A 24,615-nucleotide genomic window follows, 5' to 3' on the forward strand; every position below is an offset into this window, starting at 1 on the left:
TTATCATGGCTGCCTCCCGGTCAGTTAGCTCGATCGGGAGGCAGTCTTTTGTTCCTCTATTCACTAACAAAATTCGGATATATCATAACTTTAATGCTGGTATCCTTACTTGTTCGAGCTGTCTCCACGGCTTCCTTAATATCTGTAAGCGCGTACCTGTGCGTAATAATGGACTCGAGGTCAACAGCGGATCGCTGCAAAGCCTGAATTGCTGCTGGATAAGTATTGGCATATCGGAATACCCCATAGGTGTCGATCTCGCCGTCAATTAGACTGGCCATGTCCATTGGCACGGTGTCGGCTGAAGGCAGTCCGACAAATACGATTCGACCGCCTCGCTTGACCAGCTTCACCGAGTCAGCCATCGCTCTGGCATTGCCCGAAGACTCCACGATGAGCGTAATACCCGCACCTTCGGTAAGCTCATTAAGCTTCTCGCCAATCTCATCCTTTGCAGGGTCGAACACCGCTGTAAAGCCCATTTCCATGGCAAGCTCCCTCCGAAAAGCGACCGTATCCGTTCCATAGATTTCGGTTATGCCGAACAGCTTAGCTGCCTGTCCGACGAGTAATCCAATTGGACCGAGTCCCGTAATCAGCAAGCGATCAAACGGCTTCGCGCTGCCGCGCTGCATCGCGTGAAATCCAACTGAGAAAGGCTCCAGCAGCGCTCCTGTCTCATAGCTCATTGAATCTGGAAGCTTGTACAGATAATCCTCCGGCATAACAATAAATTCTGCCCAAGCCCCATTAACAGGCGGAGTCGCGAGGAAGGCTACATCCGGGCATAGATTGTAACGCCCTGATTTGCAATAATCGCAGCGACCGCATGCTACTCCCGGCTCAACCGCTACACGGTCGCCCGGCGATAAACGGGTGACCGCTTTGCCGACCTGTACAACTTCACCCGCAAGCTCGTGTCCGAGAATAATTGGCTCCTTCACGATATATCTTCCGATTTGACCATGCTCATAGTAATGAACATCGGAACCGCATACACCGATGCAGTAAACCTTAACCAACGCCTCGTGATCTCCCGGAATAGGAATATCCACCTGCTCGACTGCAATGGATAACGGCTTGTCCATTATAGCTGCATTCATTTTGCCTGACTTCATTCGTATTCGCTCCTTTAGAAAAAAGATTATTTTTCACAGCCGAATTCGTACTTACAACAGCTGAAAAACCGGATTGACCGGTAAAAAGTGAATGGGCAGCTCAGGGTATGTTTCTCGCAGCCTTTCAGCTAAATAACGCATACCAGGCTCTTCGCTCTCTGCGTGCCCCAATACGAGCAGTGATTTTGAGATGCCCTGATACGAAGAATCCCTCGCATATTCTGGCGTTTCCCATTCAGGACCCTCGCCAGCGATTATCAAATCGACTTTATCGCGAAAGAGTGGAATCGCATTCTCGCCTCCCCCTCTGTAGCCCACAAGGATCCCGATACGACTGCAAGTCATATGAGGATCACCCGCGATTCGCACATAAGGGATGGAAAGCTGTGATTTGACGTATTCTCCCACTTCAAGCGCACGCATCTGAGGTATACGGAGCACTGCCGCCGTTGGCCGCATTTCTTCGACGCAATCTTGCCATTTTAAAGCTTGAATCAAGCCCATCATAATGGGATCTGGCTCTGACCTATGGCAATAGTCATGGTGTCGGTAGACAGCGAGGCCTGTTTGCTCTAGACGGTTTTTCTTATGCAGATATACCGGATCGCTGCCCAGTAGATCATTCATCATGCGATGACTGTAACCAATAGCTTCATGGGATATAAGCAAGTTCACGCCCAAGGAAACGGCTTGTTCAATGATCTCCTGTGTTGCCATAAACGTTGTTGCAATGCCGAGCACTTCAGTATCAGGACTGCCACTCTCCAAACCATCGACTGAATTCTCGATCGTTTGGATGGAGGCATGCAGCGAATCAATCACATTCTTAATGGTTAGCGTCAAGGGTCATATTCCTCTCTGATTGTGTATATCCCATCTCTATTACTCTTCGATATTCGGAAGCATACTCCTTTCAAGGAAGTAGATGCATTTGATCATGTAGACTTGTTTTAACTTGCAGATTGACGTGCTTCCAAATTTCCGCTTAAATCATGATATAGTAGAATAGAGACGTACATAAAATGGTTAAAAGTGTAGAGTATGCAATGCAGCAAGAATAAATAACATCCTATAAAGTTAATTCATTATCCTACTCATTGTAAGCGCTATCGTGTATCTGTAAAAGACAAAATGGTTGAATACGAGTTCAGTACTTTACTTTTCTAAACATGCGCTATGATAAACCCGATTCTAATGCTGTACCCGTTCCTGCAAAAGGTAATTCGTGAAGGGCGTATTAGTTAGGGCATTGAAGGGATGAAACGACTATGAATACTAAAACATTATTTAATGATGGATGGGAATTTGCCAAAAGCAGCCTGGAGGCCCAATGGGAGGAAATCGCTTCCTTGAGCTTCGAATCGGTTGATATCCCTCATGATTGGCTGATTTACAATACATTAGATCTTTATGAGAACAGCATTGGCTGGTATCGAAAGAGATTTGCTTGCACGAAGGATGAGGAGCAGCTTCTACTCTGTTTCGATGGGGTTTATATGGATTCATCCGTATATGTCAACGGTCGGTTTATAGGAGAATGGAAATATGGGTATTCCTCCTTCGAGCACGAAATAACAGAGGCCATTGTAGACGGTGACAATGAAATACTCGTGAAGGTCGTGCATCAAAGCCCGAATAGCAGATGGTACTCGGGAGCAGGAATATATCGGAATGTATGGTTGAAGACAAGAAATCGCAGTCATATTGTGACGGATGGCATTTATATAAGCATGAAACGGGCTGATGATGGCTGGCAGGTAGAGATCGAGTCGGAGCTTATCCTTGGGCAGGACGCCCAAATTAAGCATACGATTTTATACAAGGATCAGGTTATTGTTAGCGCAGCCGACAAGGTTAAAGCGGAGTTCTATTCACCTTCACACCACCGGATAAGCCTGTCTGTACAAAATCCATTGTTATGGAGCACAGATAATCCTCAATTGTATGAGCTTGTAACGGAACTGCAGGCGGGAGCAGGGGAAGTCATAGAAACCAATACGCAGCGGATTGGATTCCGAGAAATAGGACTTGACCCTCAGCAAGGTTTTAGTCTAAACGGAATAAAAATGAAGCTAAACGGCGTTTGCGAGCATCATGATTTTGGTGCACTTGGTGCGGCGTTTAACATAGAGGCACTGAGAAGAAGATTCCTAATTCTGAAGGAAATGGGAGTTAACGCGATACGAACGGCTCATAATATGCCTGCAACGGAGCTTATGGATTTGGCTGATGAAATGGGTTTTCTGATTGTATCAGAAGCCTTCGATATGTGGGAACGACCAAAGACGCCATACGATTACGCAAGGTTCTTCAAGGAATGGGCTCATGCTGACGTGAAGGGCTGGGTCATGCGGGATCGTAACCATCCAAGCTTATTGTTATGGGGAATTGGGAACGAGATTTATGATACCCATGCCGATGAAAGAGGACAAGTGTTAACGAGAATGCTGATGGATGAAGTGCTGAAATATGATCCCAAAGGGAATGCCAAAGTGACCATCGGCTCAAATTATATGCCTTGGGAGAACGCTCAGAAGTGTGCGGATATCGTGAAGGTTGCAGGATATAATTATGCTGAGAAATATTACCACAAGCATCATGAGGAGCATCCAGATTGGATCATTTATGGAAGCGAGACGGCATCGGTTGTTCAAAGCAGAGGGATCTATCACTTCCCATTCGACAAATCCATTCTTGCCGATGACGACGAACAGTGCTCTGCTTTGGGGAATAGCTCGACGAGCTGGGGAGCAAAGTCTGCAGAGGCATGTATTATTGCAGAAAGGGATGCGCCGTTCTCGCTCGGCCAATTTATTTGGACTGGATTCGATTATATCGGTGAGCCTACTCCTTATCATACGAAAAACGCTTATTTTGGCCAGATTGATACGGCTACCTTTAAGAAGGACTCTTATTACATCTATCAAGCAGCCTGGACCAATTATAAGACCAAACCGATGATTCATATTTTCCCTTACTGGGATTTTAATAGGGATCAATTGATCGATGTTCGAGTTTGTTCGAATGCGCCTGTAATCGAATTACAGTTTAACGGGGTTACGATTGGGACTCATCATATCGATCATCAGCATGGAACGGAGCTTACCGGCTGGTGGAAGATCCCTTTTGCAAAAGGAGAACTCAAGGCGATCGCTTACAATGAATCTGGCAAAGTGATTGCGGAAGATATAAGAAGATCCTTTGGGGATGCAAAGCGTATTTGTTTGCAAACGGACAAGGAGAACCTTACAGCAAATGGTACGGATCTGATCTTTTTAGAAATTACGATGGAGGATGAAGAGGGTCATTCCGTAGAGAATGCCAATAATCGTGTCCATGTAGAAGTAACGGGTGCAGGACGTTTGATAGGTCTGGATAATGGCGACAGTACGGACTATGATCCGTACAAAGGATTAAGCAGAAGACTGTTCAGCGGAAAACTGATGGCCATCATTGGGGCGACGACAGAACCTGGCATGGTTCGAATTGAAGTTTCTTCTTCTAGTATGGAAAGTCTTGTTCTGGAACTAGAGTCTATTAAGTCAATGAATGGCGTCTCAAAGGGAAGAGCTGCAAATATAAGAAATCAGGAGCTGCCTTGTGTCATGGGAAGCTTGGAGGAAATACCGCTTCGTAAGATTGAAATCATAAGCGATGCGGGACAAGTATTTAATGAAGCTAACCTAGAAATGATTATGCGAGCAAGATTATATCCGGAAGACGCATCATATGAAGAAGTAGAATGGAGTGTTGTGAACGATACGGGCATCGTTTCCAATATCGCTAAAGTAGAGGCACAGGGTCAAACGGTGAAGATTACGGCTATCGGTGATGGGGAATTCAGAATTCGCTGCATGAGTAAAAATGGCAGTGATAAGACGAAGATCATCTCACAACTAGAATGCAAGGCCGTTGGGCTGGGAACAGCTTATAAGAATCCATATGAACTCATATCGGCTGGCCTGTATGATTATAGCAAAGGAGAAGTTGGGAACGGAAATGAAAGAGGAGTAGCGACAAGCAGAGACAGCGAAACCCAAGTAGGCTTTCGTGACATCGACTTTGGCTCTTATGGCTCTGATCTGATTATGATCCCGATCTTCGCCTTAACAAGCGAGCCCTATTCCATTCAGATTTGGGAAGGTATGCCGGATGAAATGGGCAGTGAACTGCTGGTAGACGACATCTATGAGAAACCATCTAAATGGAATGTGTATCAGGAAGAAACGTATCGCTTGTCGCGAAGAATTCGCGGCATCGCTTCGATTTGTTTTGTCGTTCAAAAGAAACTGCATATCAAAGGATTCTATTTCAAGCTTATGAATAGAGCCTTGGAACTGAATTATGCAGCGGAATGCGACCACATTTACGGGGATACGTTTGCCATTCAAGGATCTAATGTGGAAGAAATAGGGAATAACGTTTCGCTGGAGTATGAGGAAATGGATTTTACGAGCGAAGGTGTAACCAGGTTGGTTGTTTGCGGCCATTCGCCTATCAATCAGAATACCATTCATATCCGTTTCTCGAATGGGGAAGGCGAAAGCAATCAACTGATCGAATTTACCAGAACAGAAGGATACGAGGAGCGGGTATTTTCCTTAGATAGAATAACAGGAGTGCAAAAAGTAACCTTCATATTCCTGCCGGGAAGCCGGTTTAACTTCAGTTGGTTCCGCTTTGAAAGATAGAAGATTTGGAGCAGAAATAGGCAAGATTGCACAGATATCTCTAGAATTCAATACCACAATGGAAAAGGATTCTTGAATTTGAAACATTCACCATGGGAGAGGCTGCTCCTATATGAAATAAACCGCTCAAGGCTGTTCTTGAGCGGTTTGTTTGCTTTTATTGAGGTGAGTTATTATAATAAAACCTCGTGGTTTAGACGCCCTTTTTTACAAAACGATAGAAATAGGTGAACTTAATTTGGTTTTTCTCTGAAATGAGGATGTCTAGCTTTTGAATTGATTCTAAGAACAGCAGCGAGAGGGTAGCAGATGGAACATATCATACATAATTTAGTTGGCGGTTTAAATGATTTTCTTTGGTCTAAATTATTAATTATTATGCTTATTGCAATTGGTCTTTATTTCACCTTCCGATCGAAATTCCTGCAAGTACGAATGATAAAAGAAATGTTCCGCTTGTTATTTGAGTCTAACAGTGGTCCCCGCGGCAGTATCTCTCCTTTTCAGGCGTTCTGCATTAGTATGGCGGCTCGTGTGGGAACGGGAAATATTACAGGTATCGCTATTGCTATCGCGTTAGGTGGACCTGGAGCCGTGTTCTGGATGTGGATAATCGCCATAATAGGTTCCGCCTCGAGCTTTGTAGAGAGCACACTCGCACAGGTCTACAAGATCAAAGATGGGGACAGCTTCCGCGGCGGCCCTGCTTATTATATGCAAGCGGGCTTGAAGAAGCGGTGGATGGGAGCTTTATTTGCTATCTTAATTACGTTGTCTTTCGGTCTTGTATTTAATGCCGTGCAGTCGAATACGATTACGATTGCTTTTGAGAACTCTTTCGGAACGAACCGTCTCGCACTGGGATTGATTATGACGGCGATATTTGCTGTTATCATTTTTGGCGGTGTCAAACGAATTGCCAAGCTTTCCGAATACATTGTCGTTGTATTAGCGGTTATCTATATTGGTGTGGCTCTAATTATTGTTATTTTGAATATAACGGATATGCCGGCTGTACTTGCTCTGATTGTGAAGAACGCATTCGGAATTGAACAAGTAGCAGGGGGTTCGCTCGGGGCAGCACTTATGCACGGTGTGAAGCGAGGACTATTCTCTAACGAGGCAGGTATGGGTAGTGCACCAAATGCTGCTGCTACCGCAACGACCAGCCATCCAGCGAAGCAAGGATTGATTCAAGCATTAGGTGTGCTTTTCGATACCTTAGTGATCTGTACGAGTACCGCATTTATTATTTTGCTCTCAGGGGTGTATGACCAGCAGGGTATAGGCGGAATTGAGCTCACACAAGCAGCACTAAGTGTACACATGGGTTCATGGGCATCGGGATTCCTTGCTATAATGGTCTTCCTATTCGCCTTCAGTACGCTGATGGGAAATTATTATTATGGGGAAACAAATATTGAGTTTCTGAATACTAATAAAGCCTGGTTATGGTTATATCGTATATCTGTACTGGCAATGGTTATCTTCGGATCCGTTGCACAAGTACAGCTTGTCTGGGATTTGGCGGATTTGTTCATGGGGCTGATGGTAGTGGTCAATCTCATAGCAATCACTCTATTATCTCGAGTCGCGTTTGATGTGCTGCGCGATTATATGAAGCAGAAGAAAGCTGGTCTTGACCCGCGTTTCGTGAAGAGCAATGTCAAAGGCTTGGATGACGTTGAGTGCTGGGATGACAAAGGCTAGCAAATAGATGCAATAAAAGGAATAGGGAGCATCCGATGAGTCATGATTAGTGACTTGTAGGATGCTCCTTTATTTGTATGACTGAAGATTATAAGTTAACCGTAATTAAAGCGAATTGCAATAGCTCTTACGATAGGAGCTGGGTGTTTGCTTATGTATTTTTTTGAAGGTTTGACAGAAATGCTCGGGTGTAGCGAAGCCGACTAATTGTGTGATATCACTGATAGATCGTTTTGTCGTGGTTAGATAATAGGCGGCGGCGCTCATTCTTGCTTCTGTTCGCTTCTGTGAAAACGTAATTCCATAACGGTTTTTTATCGTTCTCTCGGTTTGCCGTATACTTAAGCCAAGACGAGTGGCAAGATCCTGTAGTGTAACGGTTGCATAGTTGCCCAGAAAGCAATTCTCGATAATAACGAGCCGATTGTCATCCAGCGTTTTTAGAGGAATAGGGTGAATAGAGCGCTGGTTGCTCGTATAATTGCGTATTAGCTTAATGATAAGCTGTTCAATGATTCTCTGAACCATCTTGAAATAACCTATATATTGGAGAGAGGTTTCTTCTGCAAGCTGGAGGAATAAAGGCAACATATCCTGAGAGTCCTGCCCGATCCAAAAGTTTGTATGAATTAATCGTTCAGCAATTTTGAAATAATCTTGTTCTTCAGTAGATGAGCGTGATTTGGGATTCTCGTTTTCTCTCAGTATTTCAAAGCATATACAGTATTCAGCCATTGGAGCTTCCGGATTTGTAATTTGCTCATGTGCAATTCCCGGGCCCGTCATGAACAACGTATTAGCATAAATAGGGTAGCTTACACCGTTGGCGATAAGGGTACCCTGGCCATGCGGGACAAAATGTAGCTCGTAGCTTTTGTTGCTGTGCGTGTGCGTCTGAATAGATTGATAAAAGTAGCCGAATTTAACGTAGAGAATGTTTAGTTTAAGCTGGCCAAGCCATACTTTGATGTTCATATGATCCATGTGGATGGAAGGGAAATTCATTAGCGACCTCCTTCATGAAAGCTTAAGCCTATCGTATGGCCAAACATCTTTATGTGCAAGTCAAAACTGCGTAATTACGACACTTTTATGTGTATAGATGTCGCTTTGGCCTATTCAAGCTAGTTAGAGGATTAGCTATAATGTGTTGGTAGTTAGAGAATAACGTATAGGGGTGTTGATAGCATGAGCCAGCATTTTGATCAAAAAGGCCAAAATCTTAGCGATTATGTTGTCCCAGAGTGGTTCAGGGAGGCTAAGCTCGGTATATTCATTCACTGGGGTATTTACTCGGTTCCGGCATATGGTGATGAGTGGTATGGACATTGGATGTACAAAGCAAACTCCAAGAGCTGGGCTGGCGATGATATCTACACCTATAACCAGGAGAAGCACAAGGGCTTGGGATACAAGGATTTCATAGCCGGATTTAATGGTAAGTGCTTTGACGCGAGGGAATGGGTCGAGCTGTTTAAAGAAGCGGGAGCCAAATATATTGTACCGGTAGCCATGCATCATGATTCTTTTGCGATGTATGACTCCAAGCTCACGGAATGGAAATCGACGACAATGGGACCTAGAAAAGATATTATGAGAGAACTTGCGAATGAAGCGAGGAGAGAAGGCATGCATTTCGGGTTATCCAACCATTTTGCCGAAAACTGGTGGTTTTTCCCTCATGAGGAGGGATTGGATACATCAGACCCCGCATATGCGAACCTTTATGGTCATGGGAAGGAATTAACTGAAGAGCATTTGAACCGATGGTACGATTTGTCGGTCGAGCAAATCAATGCTTTTCAACCGGAGCTCTTGTATTATGATTTCGAAATTGCTAAGCCGGAGTTCCGTGAGCATCGGAGAAAGCTAGCAGCGTATTATTACAATAAACAGCAGGAATGGAACAAGGGTGTCATCTTGAATTATAAGTATGAATCGTATGAGGATGGCGAAGCGGTGCTTGACGTAGAGCGCGGTCAATTAGCAGATAAAAGGGAAATGCCATGGCAGGCTTGCACGTCGATCAGCAAAAAGTCTTGGGGATATATTGATAATGATTCTTTTAAAACGGTAGAAGAAATCATAACGAACTTAGTGGATATTGTTAGCAAAAACGGTTGTCTTCTTCTCAACGTGGGTCCGAGGGCTGACGGTACTATACCAAGTGAACAGCAAGAGGTGCTTCGACAGCTGGGAAGTTGGCTTTCTGTCAACGGCGAAGCGATCTATAACACTCGTCCGTGGCGTGTCTTCGGCGAAGGACCAACGATGGTGGGTGGAGAAGCGCTCACTGAAAAAGAGAATGTCCCATTTTCCTCTGCTGATCTTAGATTTACGGTTAGCAAGGACAATCGCAGTATTTATGTGATTGCGCTTGGTTCACCATTGGATAAAACGCTGTCTATTTCTTCGATGAGCGAAGATTTATTTGACTCAAACGAAATTGAAGCCGTTCAGCATATTAGCGGATCGAATTTGATATGGAACCAGAATTCATCAGGCTTGCATGTTATATTGCCAAATGATGTTGATCTGGCATCTGCATTTGCATTGAAAGTAACACTAAAATAAGAATAGGGTTCTATTCTGCCACTTCAAATGAAGTGGTTTTTTGTTTTGACTGTGTTCAGTAGAGTGCGAATTTAGAGTTGAATTACTTGATGAATGATCATCGTAAATAATTTAGGTTGAGATTTTATGTAATCGCTTTTACAATAAGAATTGAATTAATATTTAATTGCATAGATTAATAAATACGTTAATTCAACTTCAATTGCACAAGGGGGTGTTTGATGCTAAATCGCTTCTGAAAAATAAGCTGATTAAGCAATTTTATATTTGATTCTCATTATGCTGACTAAAATTCTGATTACATATATTGTTCCCAACTCAATCGCGAAGAGTTTTGCTTAATTTATCAACCATAAATGTTTCTTCGTCAAACGTGTTTGAGTAGAATCAGCGAAAGGATAGGGATAAATGATGAATGATCAAGAAGAGTATGCTGGTTATTTGTTTGCCTACTTTAAAGGCGAGGGCTTCGAGGACGGCGAACAAGTGTATTTTGCGCTAAGCAAAGGCAATGACGCGCTTGCATGGCGGGAGCTGAATGGTGGGCGGCCGGTTCTTACTTCAACGCTAGGCGAGAAGGGCGTGCGTGATCCGTATCTCGTTCGCTCACCGCTTGGCGATATGTTTTATTTGATTGCGACTGATCTTAAGATTCATGGAAACGGCGATTGGAATCGAGCCGTTTCGGCAGGCAGCCGCTCGATTATGATATGGAGGTCGGAGGATCTCATTCATTGGTCTGACCAGTCTATGGTAGAAGTTGCTCCAGCTGATGCGGGCTGCACGTGGGCTCCCGAGGTTTATTACGATCATGACGAAGATGTCTACAACGTGTTCTGGGCTTCCATGCTTGAGGATGGAATATCGAACCATGAATCCAAAGGTTATCACCGAATGATGTGCGCCAAAACGAAGGACTTTATAACGTTCAGTAAGCCTGTCGTCTATATGGATTACGGTTATTCAATTATCGACACGACCATGATTGCGGATCACGGGAGCATTTATCGGATTAGCAAAGGCCATAATGTCATGCAGGAAGCGGGCGCTTCCTTTACCGATCCAAACTATACTTTGATTAATAGCAACGTAGAGCAATCGTTTATGGACCGAGGAGAAGGTCCGATCATATTCAAATCAAATACGGAAGAAAAGTGGTACTTATTTGTCGATGAATATGGTCTTCGAGGTTATATTCCTTTAGAAACGACAGATCTCAGCAGCGGTGTATGGACGTTGCCCGCACAGTATGATTTGCCAAAATGTCCACGACACGGTTCAGTCATACCTGTCACCATATCTGAATATGAGCGCTTGCTAGAACAATACGGCGAAGGAGTTGATTCAGGTGAGTAAGCAAAACCCGACATTGATCGGCGAATGGGCTGATCCCTATTTGTTGAGAGACGGTGACGATTATTATCTGTATCCGACGAAAGATAGTCAAGGATGGCTATATGAGAAATTTCATGTATTTCATAGCAAAGATTTGATTAATTGGGACGGGCCGTATTTGGCATTGGATTTAAATGATACAAGCTGGGCGAAAACGAGTGCCTGGGCTCCCGGCGTTAATAAATATAAGGATAAGTATTATATGTACTTTTCAGCGGAAGCTCAAATAGGCGTTGCTGTCTCCGATTCGCCGCTAGGACCTTTCAAGGATATGCTGGGAAGACCGTTAATCACTAAGAATGAATATGATTGCCAAAGCATTGACGCCGACCTGTTCGTAGACGAGGATGATCAGCCTTATCTTCTGTGGGGTCAAGGAAAATGCTGGATCGTACCGCTCAATGAAGATATGGTTAGCTTCAAATCTGAGCCTATTCTTTTATCCGATCAGTTCTACAAGTCTCAAGGTAAAGATTCTAGCGTATTTGATAGCGGTGTCTATAACGAAGGACCGCATTTGCAAAAAATAGACGGAACTTACCTCCTTACATGGAGCAATTACGATACTCGCGACCCGAGATACCAAATTTGTTATGCAACTAGCCAGCATATTTACGGACCTTATCAGATGCCTCAGGATAATCGTGTAACGCAAGCTTCTGAGATGTATTTTGGTACCGGTCATGCATCTATGGCGGAATATCAAGGGGAGTGGTACCTGTGTTATCATCGTCTGATTGATCCAGCAACAACGCTGCTGCGGGAGACATGCATCAGTAGGATTGACAATATAGCGAACAAGCCGGTAGTTGACGTAGATCATTGGATTTCGAGCGAGACAGGAGGAGACAATCCGAATGAGTGAGGATCTTGGAACACTTCGTATCTATACGCAGCAGCGCGGAGCTGGACTGGGTGACTTATTCGGCATATTTTTTGAAGATTTGAATCATGCAGCTGACGGCGGACTCTACGCGGAGCTCATTCGCAACCGTTCATTCGAGTTTGATCCAATTGATCATTCGGACTACCATTCCTTGACGGCTTGGGAGAAGGTCGAACGTGGCCAAGGCAAAGGCGAATTGAAGATTGAAGATACACTGCCTATGAATGAACGAAACAAGCACTATGCGGTCATTGAGATTTTCTCGGAAGGTGATGGGGTAGGAATCGTTAATTCGGGCTTCAATTCCGGCATTCCAATACGTGTTGGGGAAGCCTACAAGTTTTTCTTCTATGCAAAGCGTGATTCTAGCTTTCAAGAGCCGGTACGAATAATGATAGAAAGCTTGGATGGTAAAGTACACGGTGAAGCAGCCATTAAGGTCGATTCCACTGAGTGGCGGAAATACGAAGCGATCATTGTCGCAAATCAAACGGATAGCAGCAGCAGACTATCGATCGTAACTCGTGGTTCGGGTAAGCTTTATCTTGATCTGGTGTCCTTGTTTCCTGCTAAAACATTTCGTGAGCGTCCTAACGGCTTGCGAGAAGATATCGCAAAGCTGCTTGCGGATATGAAGCCTAAATTTATGAGGTTCCCGGGTGGATGCTTGGTTCATGATGGCTCACTGAATCCCGATGACCGCGATTCGATGTATCGCTGGAAAAATACGATTGGTCCAATTGAGCAAAGACCCGCAAGACGAAATAATTGGCGTTACAATCAGACATTGGGATTAGGCTACTATGAATATTTTCTCTTCTGCGAGGATATTGGCGCAAAGCCGATTCCGATTCTGCCTGGCGGATATGATCCGCATCATAAGCGGATCGTACCTATTGATGAGCTATCGCCATGGATAGACGATGCGCTGGATTTAATTGAATTCGCTAATGGCGATTCTACAACGAAGTGGGGAGCAGTACGTGCCGAATTGGGTCACACAGAGCCTTTTGGTCTTGAGTACATAGGTATCGGCAACGAAGAAGTCGGCGAACCGTTTTTCGAGAGATATACCTATTTCCACAAGGCGATTAAAGCGAAATATCCAGCTATTAAAATCATTAATTCCAGCGGTCCGTTTGCCGCAGGCGGGGAATATGATCGAGGCTGGCAGTCGGCGAAGGAGAACCAATCCGATCTTGTAGACGAGCATTATTACCAATCACCGGAATGGTTCTTGGCTAACTATGACCGCTACGACCATTTTAAAGCGGACGAGCCAAAAGTGTTTTTAGGCGAGTATGCATCATGGGGCAATACGTACTATAACGCGCTTGCAGAAGCAGCATTTATGACGGGTCTGGAAAAAAACGCCCATGCGGTAGGGCTCGCCTGTTATGCGCCAATGCTCTGCAACGTCGATTACGTAAACTGGAAGCCGGATCTTATTTGGTTCAACAATCATGAGGTATTCGGCACGCCGAACTATTACGTACAGAAGCTGTTCATGCATCATCAAGGCGATCAATTATTGAATATCGAAGCAAGCGGATTTATGCGAAAGAAACAGAATACGGTAAAACCGATTAACGGTGCCTTTGAATTAGGAACAGATACAAATTCAGTCTACTATTCGGATGCTAGAATTGTTAATAATGATACGGGTGAAGTCAAAGCCTTTGAAGGCTGGTCCGTGAACTTATCGGATTCCAAGGAAGATCGCTTGAATGGGACGGCAAAACGAGCGGCGCCACTTGGGAATACGGAATGGGTGAATTACACCTTATATATCAAGGCAACAAAAATAAGCGGACCAAAAGGATTCGTCATTTCCTTTGGGAAAGATGATGAGGACAATCAGCTGTTTTGGGAAATTGGCGGTTGGCAGAACCAGGACTCTACGATTAGCTCCCGTGTAAACGGGCGTAATTCCTGTTTAACGCAAAGCTTGTTTACCGTAGACGCTGACATTCAATATGAGCTTGCGTTGGAAGTTTCGGGCAGACGGATTAAGGCGTACATTAACGGCAATCAGATCCATGATACGGAGGACAGGCTTGCTGTCATTGAGCCGCTCTATTATTCTGCCAGTGTTGAAGATAGTACGGGAGACATTATTGTTAAAGTCATTAATCTTCAGGAAAGCAATGTCGAAGCAAAGGTTGAAATTATGGATTTGCCTAATGCTTCGTCGTATACAGCGGTAGTCTATGAACTGTCCGGTCACGCGCTTGAAGATGAAAATAGTTTTGAAGAGCCTGAACGAATTAAGCCAAAGGAAAAATTGATGCATATGGACGAACATCGTTTGCTATATGATTTTCCAAAGCATTCTATTACTATTTTCAGACTTAAGAGAATCGATTGATTCACGCGCTATAAATGACTGAGCAATGTATCCACGAAGCAATGATATCAATAAAAATGAATTGGTATTATTCCTGAAATATGGGAACCCTAATGGTTGAGTTGAATCTTAGAACGATATCGAGAGGGTAGCGAATGGAGCAGGCGATTCAAGATTTTATTGGCGTTGTGAATGATTTTCTTTGGTCAAAGCTGTTGATCATCATGCTTATTGCAATCGGTCTCTACTTCACTTTCCGGTCGAATGTATTGCAAGTAAGAATGTTAAAAGAAATGTTTCGCTTGTTGTTTGAATCCAACAAAGGTCCGAAAGGCAGTATCTCTCCCTTTCAGGCGTTCTGCATTAGTATGGCAGCTCGCGTGGGAACGGGAAACATTACGGGAATCGCTATTGCTATTGCTTTAGGTGGACCGGGAGCTGTGTTCTGGATGTGGGTTATCGCGATTATAGGCTCCGCTTCAAGCTTTGTAGAAAGCACCTTGGCGCAGGTCTACAAGATCAAAGACGGAGACAGCTTCCGCGGAGGACCAGCCTATTACATGCAATCGGGATTGAAAAAGCGGTGGATGGGAGCCTTATTTGCCGTTTTAATTACGCTTTCTTTCGGTCTTGTGTTCAATGCTGTACAGTCGAACACCATTACGATTGCTTTTGAGAACTCTTTCGGTACAAATCGTCTGGCTGTGGGACTGATTATGACGGCGGTATTCGCTGTCATCATTATCGGCGGGGTTAAGCGAATCGCTAAGCTATCCGAATATATCGTCGTTGTATTAGCCGTGATCTATATTGGGGTTGCTCTATCCATTGTTATTTTGAATATAACGGATATGCCGGCAGTACTTGCTTTAATTGTGAAGAACGCATTCGGGATTGAACAAGTAGCAGGAGGTTCGCTCGGGGCAGCACTTATGCATGGTGTGAAGCGAGGACTATTCTCTAACGAGGCAGGTATGGGTAGTGCACCGAACGCTGCTGCTACCGCAACGACCAGCCATCCAGCGAAGCAAGGCTTGATTCAAGCGCTAGGTGTGCTTTTCGATACCTTGGTGATCTGTACGAGTACTGCATTTATTATCTTGCTCTCAGGGGTGTATAACCAGCAAGAGCTTGGCGGAATTGAGCTCACACAAGCAGCACTAAGTGTACACATGGGTTCATGGGCATCGGGCTTCCTTGCTATAATGGTCTTCCTATTCGCGTTCAGCACTTTGATGGGAAATTATTATTACGGGGAGACCAATATTGAGTTTCTGAATACTCGCAAAATATGGCTTTGGTTATATCGCATATGTGTACTGGCAATGGTCATTTTCGGTTCCGTTGCAAAAGTGCAGCTTGTGTGGGATTTGGCGGATTTGTTCATGGGGCTAATGGTAGTGGTCAATCTTGTAGCGATCACCCTATTATCACGAATCGCATTTGACGTTCTGCGAAATTATATGCAGCAGAAGAAAGCTGGACGCGACCCTCAATTTGTGAAGAGCAGTGTTAAAGGTCTGGAAGAAGTCGAATGTTGGGATGACTGAATAGCAAATAGCCGCTCCAATATATTTGTCTTATTGACAATGAATTTGCAGTTCAGCTATACTGACTGTAATCTTATAATCATTATACGTTGAAAGAGCCCAGTAGCAGCTTTGTCCATGTTATAGAAAGTCAGGGGTCGATGGAACCTGATACACACAAGGACTGCGAATTACACTCTGGAGTATCTTGGGTAATGCCAAGCGAAACTAGCGATCGATATCTCGCTGAAAAGTGGCATGAACAGCGCTTATAGGCTGTTAATGCAATTTGGGTGGTAACACGGTTTATTCAATCGTCCCTATGTCTACAATAGACAAGGGGCGATTTTTTATTTGGAAATTTACCGATAAACTGCTTGCGCTCATGTTATTTCAACGTTAAATCATAAGAAAACTAATTTATAAAAAGGGGCTGTATCGCTTTGAACATTATTGACGAACTCGAGTGGCGCGATGCCATTAACCAGCAGACGGATGCGGAGGGCTTGCGCGAATTAACCAATACGAAGGCGGTATCGCTCTATTGCGGCGTTGATCCAACAGGCGACAGCATGCATATCGGTCATTTGATTCCGTTCATGATGCTGAAGCGGTTTCAACTTGCGGGACATCGTCCTGTTATCCTAATTGGCGGAGCTACAGGCACAATTGGCGATCCAAGCGGTCGTCAAACAGAGCGCTCGCTGCAAACGATGGAGCAGGTGCAAGCGAATGTTGATGCCTTAACGGCTCAAATGAAGAAGCTGTTTGTAACCGAAGGCGACAATCAGGTTCGTATGGTCAACAACTATGACTGGACACATAAAATTAATGTGATCGACTTCTTGCGTGATTACGGTAAAAACTTCAGCATCAACACGATGCTGGGCAAAGATGTTGTATCGAGCAGGCTCGACAGCGGCATCTCGTTCACTGAATTCTCCTATCAAATTCTGCAGTCGCTTGATTACCTGCATCTCTTCCAACATGAAGACGTACAGCTTCAAATCGGCGGTTCTGACCAGTGGGGCAACATAACGAGCGGTCTTGATCTTATTCGCAAAAAAGAAGGCTCGGAGGCAAAAGCATTCGGTCTTACGATCCCGCTTATGCTGAAGGCAGATGGTACGAAATTCGGTAAAACAGCGGGCGGAGCAGTATGGCTCGATCCGAATAAAACGACACCATTCGAATTCTATCAGTTCTGGGCGAATACGGATGATCGTGATGTTGTGAAGTACCTGAAATTCTTCACATTCTTAGATAAATCAACAATTGAATCACTCGCTGAAAAGGTGCAAAGCGAGCCTCATAAACGTGAAGCACAAAAAGCATTGGCGGAAGAGATGACGAAATTCGTACATGGTGAAGAGCTGCTGGAGCAAGCGAAGCGAATTACGGCAGCATTGTTCAGCGGAGATATTCGTTCTCTGACAGCCGATGAAATTGAGCAGGGCTTTAAGGAAATGCCAACCTACACGGCGGATAAAGAATCGAAGAACATCGTTGATTGGCTTGTCGATCTTGGTATTGAGCCGTCTAAGCGCCAAGCGCGCGAAGACATTACTAAAGGTGCTATATCCATGAATGGTGAAAAAGTAAGTGATGTAGAACTTAATGTTACAGCTGAGCATGCTATCGGCGGTCGATTTATTATTATCCGTAAAGGCAAGAAAAACTACAGTCTTGTGAAATTGACATAAGAGTAAGCATTGAATCAATGATGTTAACCAGATATATTTGGTTAACATCATTTTTTATATGACCGAATACGATCCATTCCATTTAAGGAGAGCATTAAGAATCCTGTTAATCAATAAATGATAGGTCTTCTAAACTGCCTTTGGACTCGCTTCGCATGCGGAGTTTGAATTCTCTGGGCGAGCACTGATTATGCCGCTTGAAAAGCTTATAGAACTGAGCCATGTTAGAGATACCGACCTCGTAGCTCACATCCATAATACTAAGCTCACTCGTCAGCAGTAAAAGCTCGGATTTCTTTATTCGTTTATAGTTGACGTATTCCACAAAGGAGATGCCCATTGTTTTTTTGAAATATTTTATAAAATAGTGATAGCTCAGATTAAGCAATGTGCAAGCATCCTCCACACTGAGCTTTTCTTTCAAATTAGCATTTACATAATCGAGAACCGGTCTTAATCGGTTTAATTCGGTTTCCCCGGTATAGTTTAGTACATTACGACTATCGCTTCTTAACATTAATAGGATAAGTCTCTTGATTATAGAGCTAACCGCAATTTCGTAGCCTCTAATTCGTGTATGCGTTTCTTTGAAAATTTCCATAATAAAAGCATATGTTTCCCGTTTTGCCGACTCGTTTATATCAAAAATATAGTTTAGAGTATCCAGCGGTTGAGTCAGTTCGGAAAAGCAGTACAGATAGGGCATGGTGCTCTGATCAAAATGTTTCCCCAAATCAATTTGAAACACCACATAGTGCAGGTCTTCTGTAAGTGGTTTATGGGAACGATGTGCCTGTGAGGCGCCCAAAACCATAACGTCACCAGGCCCGAGGATTACATAATTGTGATTGGTTTGTACACCTAGGTTGCCTTCTATGATAGCAAGAAATTCTACTTCTTTATGATAGTGCCATGGATGTTTCTCCACAATGCTAGTATGACTGGCATCTGCGGATATCTCCCATATTTTTAGAAACAGCAGCGGATTCTGATAAATGACCTCTTCATTTATAGCTTCAGAATGCGTATCCATTTTAGTTTCTAATACTGACATGAGCATGGCCTCCTTTTTTGGAGTATATCACTTTTGGAAATGTTGGATCAAATAAATCATCCCCATTTGGCGTTTTTTTAAAAAAATTAAGAAAAGAAGGACACTTTTGAATACAAAGGTGGCATGATTAAGCATTTCCCCTGCGGTGCGGTTTTTCTATACTGAGATTAAATAGCTTAAATAAATTTTTCACTAAGGAGAGTTTATATAATGGTAAAAGTAACGGTATGGAATGAAAATCGTCATGAGAAAAAGAATCCGCTTGTAGGTGAAATCTATCCGGCTGGTATTCATGGCGCAATTGCAGGCTTTTTGAATGAAGCAGGATTTCAAGCTGGCACAGCAACTTTGGATGAGCCCGAACATGGTTTAACAGATGATGTATTGAATAATACGGACGTACTCGTTTGGTGGGGACATCTTGCTCACGGCGAAGTAACGGATGAAGTTGTACAAAAAGTTCAGCAGCGTGTGCTTGATGGAATGGGTTTGATTGTTCTTCACTCCGGTCATTTCTCTAAAATTTTCAAAGCTTTGATGGGTACTAGCTGTGATTTGAAATGGCGTGAAGCGGATGAGAAAGAACGCCTTTGGGTTGTAGCGCCAAGCCATCCGATCGTTGAAGGTATTGGAGAATTTATTGAATTAGAAAAAGAAGAAATGTATGGAGAGCACTTTGATATTCCTGCGCCAGATGAGCTTATCTTTACAAGTTGGTTTGAAGGGGGAGAAGTGTTCCGCAGCGGCTGCACCTTTACACGCGGTAACGGTAAAGTCTTCTATTTCAGACCGGGACATGAAACGTACCCAACATATTATAACAAGAACATTCAACGTGTTATTGCGAATGCCGTGAAATGGGCACAGCCTGTAGATCGCAAGCGTCCAATCTATGGGAATGCACAGCCGTTAGAAAAAATTAAGGCTAAAGTAAACGAATAAGCCAGTCAAAGGTAAAGAAATGTTGAGAGCGTCTGCGAATTTGCGGATGCTCTTTTTTTATTTCCACTTTGTTTTTTATATTCGGATTTGAACAATATGGCATGCGGACTATTCATTTTATAGCGGATAAGATATATATTGTATATATCGTCATTTTTGTATACGCTTTCTAAAATGAAGCGGACTAGTCGTTTGGAGGCGAAAATGAGAAAAAAAACATGGTTTTATCGTCAGCTTTTATCGTATATCCCTGCATTTTTTATCATGATAACATTTATTTTCTTCGTGTTTTTTCAATTGCTTAGTGACCAAAATCGCAAAGAAGCGATCAAAGCGAACGAGACTTTGCTATTTCAGGTCAGAAGCTCGATTGATTCATCCTTGAAAACAATGGAACAAATGCTTATGACGGAATTGTTGAACAATAAGGATCTAACTGCATTTTTTAATGTAGGAAAGCAAAATGACTATTATTTGAATCTTCAAGTTGTAGAATTTATGAGGGATTTTAAAACATCTTATCCTTTAGTTGATTCTATGTATCTCATCCGAACGAGTGATCAGTTTGTTCTTAGCAACGCTACGAGCTCAGATCTGCAGCAATATTCAGATTATGAATTCATCAAAAATTATCTCACACAACCGAAAATGGAGACGAGATGGACTGGAATCAGAGATTTTCAGGAATTCGATTTTCAGTCACCTCAGCATGTTGTCACACTTGTGCTTAAAGCGCCATTTATAACGGATGGGCAAGGCTTTTTCGTACTTAATATAGCTTCTGATTCTATTAAAAATATAATAGAGAGTATGTACAACAAAGATATCAGCTATATTCATATCATAGATTCAAATGATAGCTATATACTTCCAGCTAACGACTCCGAGCAATCAAACAAAGAGATCGTTTCTCTCGATACCTCTCCCTTAACTGGCTGGGAATATCAGAGCGGCTTTATAAATGGAAAATGGATTAGCTTCGTTGATCAATTGTATAATGTCTGGTTTTTAATTGGTATTCTGATGGCCATTGCAGGTTTATTTTGGATTGTACTTATAACAAGAAGAAGCTATAAACCGATTGAGCAGATCGTTTCTCAAATTCAAAAATTTTCACAAAATAAAACGAGCACATTGCTCCAAGGAAATAAGCAGGATGAATTTATATTCATAGAAACAGCGCTGAACAGCATGTTGGAGCAATCCAACAGCTTTCATCAGCAGAGCCGTGAAGATTTGATACTAAAAAAATCTTACTTGTTCCAGCAGCTGCTTGAAGGACAATATCCTTCGAATTTGATGCAGTGGGATACACAGCGAGAAAAGATGCAATTGAATGATTTAAGAAAACATCAGGTTGTATGTATGGTGAAAATGGATAAATATACTCGCTTTTGCAGTGAGTATACACAAAAAGATCAGTATTTGATTAAATTCGCTTTAAATAGTGTTATCCAGGAAATCGCTCATAAGTATGATACTTTCGTTTGGACAGAATGGACCTCTAACTCTGAACTTGGTATTTTGCTGCAGATTGAGAATGGACAGGATGCTGAGCAGCATGTGTTAATGGTTTTGGAGAATGCGCGCGCTTGGATTGAAGAGCATCTCAAGATGACAATTACGGTAGGTGTTGGAGAAACAGCAGCTGACTATACACAAATTCCTGAATCGTATGAACAAGCTTTACAAGCATTAAAATACAAGATGATTCTTGGTGAAAATAGAATTATTCTCTATGCAAGGATGGACAAAGAGAAACAAGATAGCACATCCTTCGATTCATTTGGGCTCATATCCTCTATGACACAATCATTCCGGCTTGGCAAAGAGGAGTGGCGGGACCAATACAAAAGGATACTGCGTAATATTGAGCAAGATGTACTCGATAGAGACAGTGTTCTAAGTTTAGCGGAATATATGATTTACTCCTTCGGGAGAGAAATGAATAGGATGGCAAAAGAGTTCCAAGACCTTTGGGCTGCCTTAGGTCAGCCGTCCTTAAATGAAGCGCTAAAGCAATCGGATACGCTTGAACAGATGGAAAATCATTTTGGGCAGGCGCTCGAACAGCTATATGAACAGATAGGATTGCTTCAGGAATCTCGCAATCACTCGGATACGATACGTAAAATCCGTTCCTATATGGAGCAGGAGTCAGCTAATCCGAATCTTTCTCTCGATTATTTAAGTGATCTTTTTGATATTAGTTCAAAGTCTCTCAGTAAGTTATTTAAAGAAGAGACGGGGCAAAAGTTTGTTGATTATTTAATTGAGCTAAGGATAAGGCACGCGCAAAATTTGCTTGAAGAAACCCATTTATCCATTCAGGATATTGCTGAACAGGTCGGCTACGCGAACGTCATATCATTTGGACGCATGTTTAAGAAGATCGTGTGTCAATCTCCTGGCGAATATCGCGAGCGGATAAGCACGTGTAAAACGGAGACGGATTCGGCTGGATAATAAAACAATTTCCCAGGAAATTCAAGGCAAGTCCCGCAGAGCAGCAGCCTGCGGGACTTGCCTTTTTTGGTGGTTGATAGGAAATAGGTTTAATGGAGGAAAAACATTTATCCAGCCAAAATGTCATTTCTTTGTTCACAGTGCCTAATGATACGGAAATAAGTTGTTCGACGGATTATTGTATATTGTTTGGAGTTACGGTTCTTGTTTAACATGATGCTATCACAAAGCAAAGGAGAGCGGACGATGGGAAGAACAAGCAGTGAAGCCGTTTCACGAAAAAAATGGTCTTTTAACATGAATAAATCAACGAACCATGTTAGAAAGAAAGTGCTCAGACATTGGCAGTTTTATCTGCTCGCATTATTGCCTCTTCTCTATATTATCATTTTCAAGTACATTCCAATGTTCGGTGTCGTAATCGCTTTCAAGGATTACAACGTCGTTCAAGGTATTCTTGGAAGCCCTTGGGTGGGATTGAAATATTTTGAACAGCTCTTTCAAGCACCGTTTTTCTTACAGTACTTGAGGAATACATTAGAGATTTCATTGTATGGGATGCTGATCAATTTCCCTTTACCCATTATTTTGGCGATTGCTCTAAATGAAATACGAAATGGTTTTTTCAAAAAATCAGTGCAGATGGTTACCTACGCACCTTATTTTATTTCAACAGTGGTTATTGTTTCGATCCTTATTGTCAGCCTCTCACCGAATGTAGGATTACTGAGCAATATCTATAGACTATTAGGGATGGAACCCATAGATTTCATGGCACATTCCGGATTGTTTAAGACGATTTATGTCTTATCCGACTCCTGGCAGAATACAGGCTATGGCGCCATTATATACATTGCTGCTTTATCCGGCGTTAATCCTGAATTATATGAAGCTGCAAAAGTAGACGGTGCATCAAGATTTCAAAAGATACGAAATATCGATATTCCAAGCCTGATTCCGATCATCGTCATTTTGTTGATATTGAATCTGGGATCAACGATGAGTGTTGGTTTTGAAAAAATATATCTGATGCAAAATCCGCTAAATCAAAACACCTCAGAAGTCATCTCTACTTATGTTTATAAAGTCGGGTTGCTCGGTGCTAATTTCAGCTTCTCTTCGGCTATTGGATTATTTAACTCAGTCATTAATTTCATATTACTGATTACCGTTAATTTTATTTCTAGAAGAATATCAAATAACAGCTTATGGTAGGAGGAATCAACAGTGAGCAAAGTTGCAATTCGTGAGTCGGCAGCTGATAGAGTGTTCATCGGTTTTATCTATCTGTTCCTGACGTTGGTTTTAATCATCGTTCTGTTTCCGCTTATTAATATAGTAAGCTCGTCGTTCAGCTCGCCGTCTGCTGTCACATCGGGCAAAGTATGGCTATTCCCCATTGATTTTACTCTAGTTGGCTATCAGGCGGTATTTCAAAACGCTGATATCTGGATTGGATTTCGAAATTCTGTATTCTATACGATATTCGGTACGCTGTTAAATGTCACATTCACCGTTTTGATCGCCTATCCGCTATCACGTAAAACCTTCTACGGGCGAAATGCAATGATGCTGCTCCTTGTATTTACGATGTTTTTTGATGGAGGGCTCATCCCCAATTATATGTTGGTGAAATCCTTGCATCTTCTTGATACACAACTTGCAATGATTCTTCCTGGTGCGTTTGCCGTGTTTCAAGTCATTATCGCTAGAACCTTCTTTCAGTCTTTGCCGGGAGAGCTGGCGGAGGCTTCGGAAATTGACGGATGCAGCGATATCAAATTTTTCTTGAAAATCGTTTTGCCTTTATCCAAGCCCATTTTGGCTGTATTATTTCTTATGTACGCTGTCGGACATTGGAATTCGTACTTTAATGCTTTGATTTACTTAAGCGACAGCGATAAGTTCCCTTTGCAAATATTTTTGAGGAACATTCTCATACTCAACTCTGAAAATACCGATATGTACTCCAATATCAATGCGACTCTAGTTCAGCAAGGGTTAAAGGATTTATTACAATATTCATTAATAGTGGTAGCCAGCGCACCCGTGCTAATCATTTATCCATTTGTACAAAAGCATTTCGTTAAAGGGGTCATGATTGGCTCCTTGAAAGGTTGATTTTATGACTTTCAAGGAGGTGATGTGTGGGAAAACCACAGCGGCTTTGTAATCTAATTGGGGTCAGTCAGAAAAATGA

16 protein-coding genes and 1 other annotated feature are annotated in these 24,615 nt (G+C 42.8%); of the genes, 12 read left to right on the forward strand and 4 right to left on the reverse strand.

The annotated features are described in order from the left end of the window. Positions 1 to 56: 56 nt before the first annotated feature. Together AC0YOD_RS00520 and AC0YOD_RS00525 are read right to left on the reverse strand one after the other, a co-directional pair. Positions 57 to 1,118, reverse strand: coding sequence for an NAD(P)-dependent alcohol dehydrogenase (locus AC0YOD_RS00520; RefSeq protein WP_475797303.1), 1,062 nt, complete (start codon positions 1,116 to 1,118; stop codon positions 57 to 59). A gap of 51 nt (positions 1,119 to 1,169) precedes the next feature. Next, on the reverse strand, positions 1,170 to 1,961 hold the full coding sequence (locus AC0YOD_RS00525; protein ID WP_475797304.1) for a Nif3-like dinuclear metal center hexameric protein: 792 nt from the start codon (positions 1,959 to 1,961) through the stop codon (positions 1,170 to 1,172). A gap of 425 nt (positions 1,962 to 2,386) precedes the next feature. On the opposite strand from AC0YOD_RS00525, the gene AC0YOD_RS00530 reads away from it, so the two are divergent. Further along, entirely contained in the window at positions 2,387 to 5,809 is a 3,423-nt protein-coding gene (locus AC0YOD_RS00530; RefSeq protein WP_475797305.1) for a glycoside hydrolase family 2 TIM barrel-domain containing protein, read from the forward strand. 309 nt (positions 5,810 to 6,118) lie between these two features. Next, complete coding sequence (locus AC0YOD_RS00535) at positions 6,119 to 7,519, forward strand: alanine/glycine:cation symporter family protein (protein ID WP_475797306.1); 1,401 nt, start codon at positions 6,119 to 6,121, stop codon at positions 7,517 to 7,519. A 105-nt stretch (positions 7,520 to 7,624) separates the two neighbouring features. On the opposite strand, the gene AC0YOD_RS00540 is transcribed toward AC0YOD_RS00535, so the two are convergent. Then, the gene (locus AC0YOD_RS00540; RefSeq protein WP_475797307.1) at positions 7,625 to 8,524 is read right to left on the reverse strand and encodes an AraC family transcriptional regulator; all 900 of its coding nucleotides are present in this window, start codon (positions 8,522 to 8,524) and stop codon (positions 7,625 to 7,627) included. A 183-nt stretch (positions 8,525 to 8,707) separates the two neighbouring features. On the opposite strand from AC0YOD_RS00540, the gene AC0YOD_RS00545 reads away from it, so the two are divergent. From AC0YOD_RS00545 to tyrS, 6 genes are all read left to right on the forward strand, one after another. Further along, entirely contained in the window at positions 8,708 to 10,093 is a 1,386-nt protein-coding gene (locus AC0YOD_RS00545; protein WP_475797308.1) for an alpha-L-fucosidase, read from the forward strand. A gap of 408 nt (positions 10,094 to 10,501) precedes the next feature. After that, positions 10,502 to 11,449, forward strand: coding sequence for a glycoside hydrolase family 43 protein (locus tag AC0YOD_RS00550; protein WP_475797309.1), 948 nt, complete (start codon positions 10,502 to 10,504; stop codon positions 11,447 to 11,449). Beyond that, complete coding sequence (locus AC0YOD_RS00555; RefSeq protein WP_475797310.1) at positions 11,442 to 12,353, forward strand: family 43 glycosylhydrolase; 912 nt, start codon at positions 11,442 to 11,444, stop codon at positions 12,351 to 12,353. Before AC0YOD_RS00550 ends, AC0YOD_RS00555 begins: the two co-directional genes overlap by 8 nt. After that, on the forward strand, positions 12,346 to 14,742 hold the full coding sequence (locus tag AC0YOD_RS00560; RefSeq protein WP_475797311.1) for an alpha-L-arabinofuranosidase C-terminal domain-containing protein: 2,397 nt from the start codon (positions 12,346 to 12,348) through the stop codon (positions 14,740 to 14,742). Before AC0YOD_RS00555 ends, AC0YOD_RS00560 begins: the two co-directional genes overlap by 8 nt. A gap of 134 nt (positions 14,743 to 14,876) precedes the next feature. Next, complete coding sequence (locus AC0YOD_RS00565) at positions 14,877 to 16,271, forward strand: alanine/glycine:cation symporter family protein (protein WP_475797312.1); 1,395 nt, start codon at positions 14,877 to 14,879, stop codon at positions 16,269 to 16,271. An 80-nt stretch (positions 16,272 to 16,351) separates the two neighbouring features. Beyond that, positions 16,352 to 16,575: a binding site (T-box leader), on the forward strand. Positions 16,576 to 16,693: 118 nt separating this feature from the next. Then, positions 16,694 to 17,953, forward strand: coding sequence for a tyrosine--tRNA ligase (tyrS, locus tag AC0YOD_RS00570; RefSeq protein ID WP_475797313.1), 1,260 nt, complete (start codon positions 16,694 to 16,696; stop codon positions 17,951 to 17,953). A 106-nt stretch (positions 17,954 to 18,059) separates the two neighbouring features. Here the strand turns inward: tyrS and AC0YOD_RS00575 are convergent, their stop codons facing one another. Next, positions 18,060 to 19,007, reverse strand: a complete 948-nt coding sequence (locus AC0YOD_RS00575; RefSeq protein ID WP_475797314.1) for a helix-turn-helix domain-containing protein — start codon at positions 19,005 to 19,007, stop codon at positions 18,060 to 18,062. A 210-nt stretch (positions 19,008 to 19,217) separates the two neighbouring features. Here AC0YOD_RS00575 and AC0YOD_RS00580 point away from each other — a divergent pair, with 210 nt between their 5' ends. The 4 genes from AC0YOD_RS00580 (at position 19,218) to AC0YOD_RS00595 (ending at position 24,536) form a co-directional block, all read left to right on the forward strand. After that, positions 19,218 to 19,949, forward strand: coding sequence for a ThuA domain-containing protein (locus AC0YOD_RS00580; protein ID WP_475797315.1), 732 nt, complete (start codon positions 19,218 to 19,220; stop codon positions 19,947 to 19,949). Between the two features lie 204 nt (positions 19,950 to 20,153). After that, complete coding sequence (locus AC0YOD_RS00585; protein ID WP_475797316.1) at positions 20,154 to 22,415, forward strand: helix-turn-helix domain-containing protein; 2,262 nt, start codon at positions 20,154 to 20,156, stop codon at positions 22,413 to 22,415. 297 nt (positions 22,416 to 22,712) lie between these two features. Then, positions 22,713 to 23,630, forward strand: coding sequence for an ABC transporter permease (locus tag AC0YOD_RS00590; protein WP_475798323.1), 918 nt, complete (start codon positions 22,713 to 22,715; stop codon positions 23,628 to 23,630). A gap of 12 nt (positions 23,631 to 23,642) precedes the next feature. Further along, on the forward strand, positions 23,643 to 24,536 hold the full coding sequence (locus AC0YOD_RS00595) for a carbohydrate ABC transporter permease (RefSeq protein WP_475797317.1): 894 nt from the start codon (positions 23,643 to 23,645) through the stop codon (positions 24,534 to 24,536). The last annotated feature ends 79 nt before the right edge of the window (positions 24,537 to 24,615 follow it).

The sequence above is a fragment of the Paenibacillus sp. J31P13 genome (genome assembly GCF_056269295.1).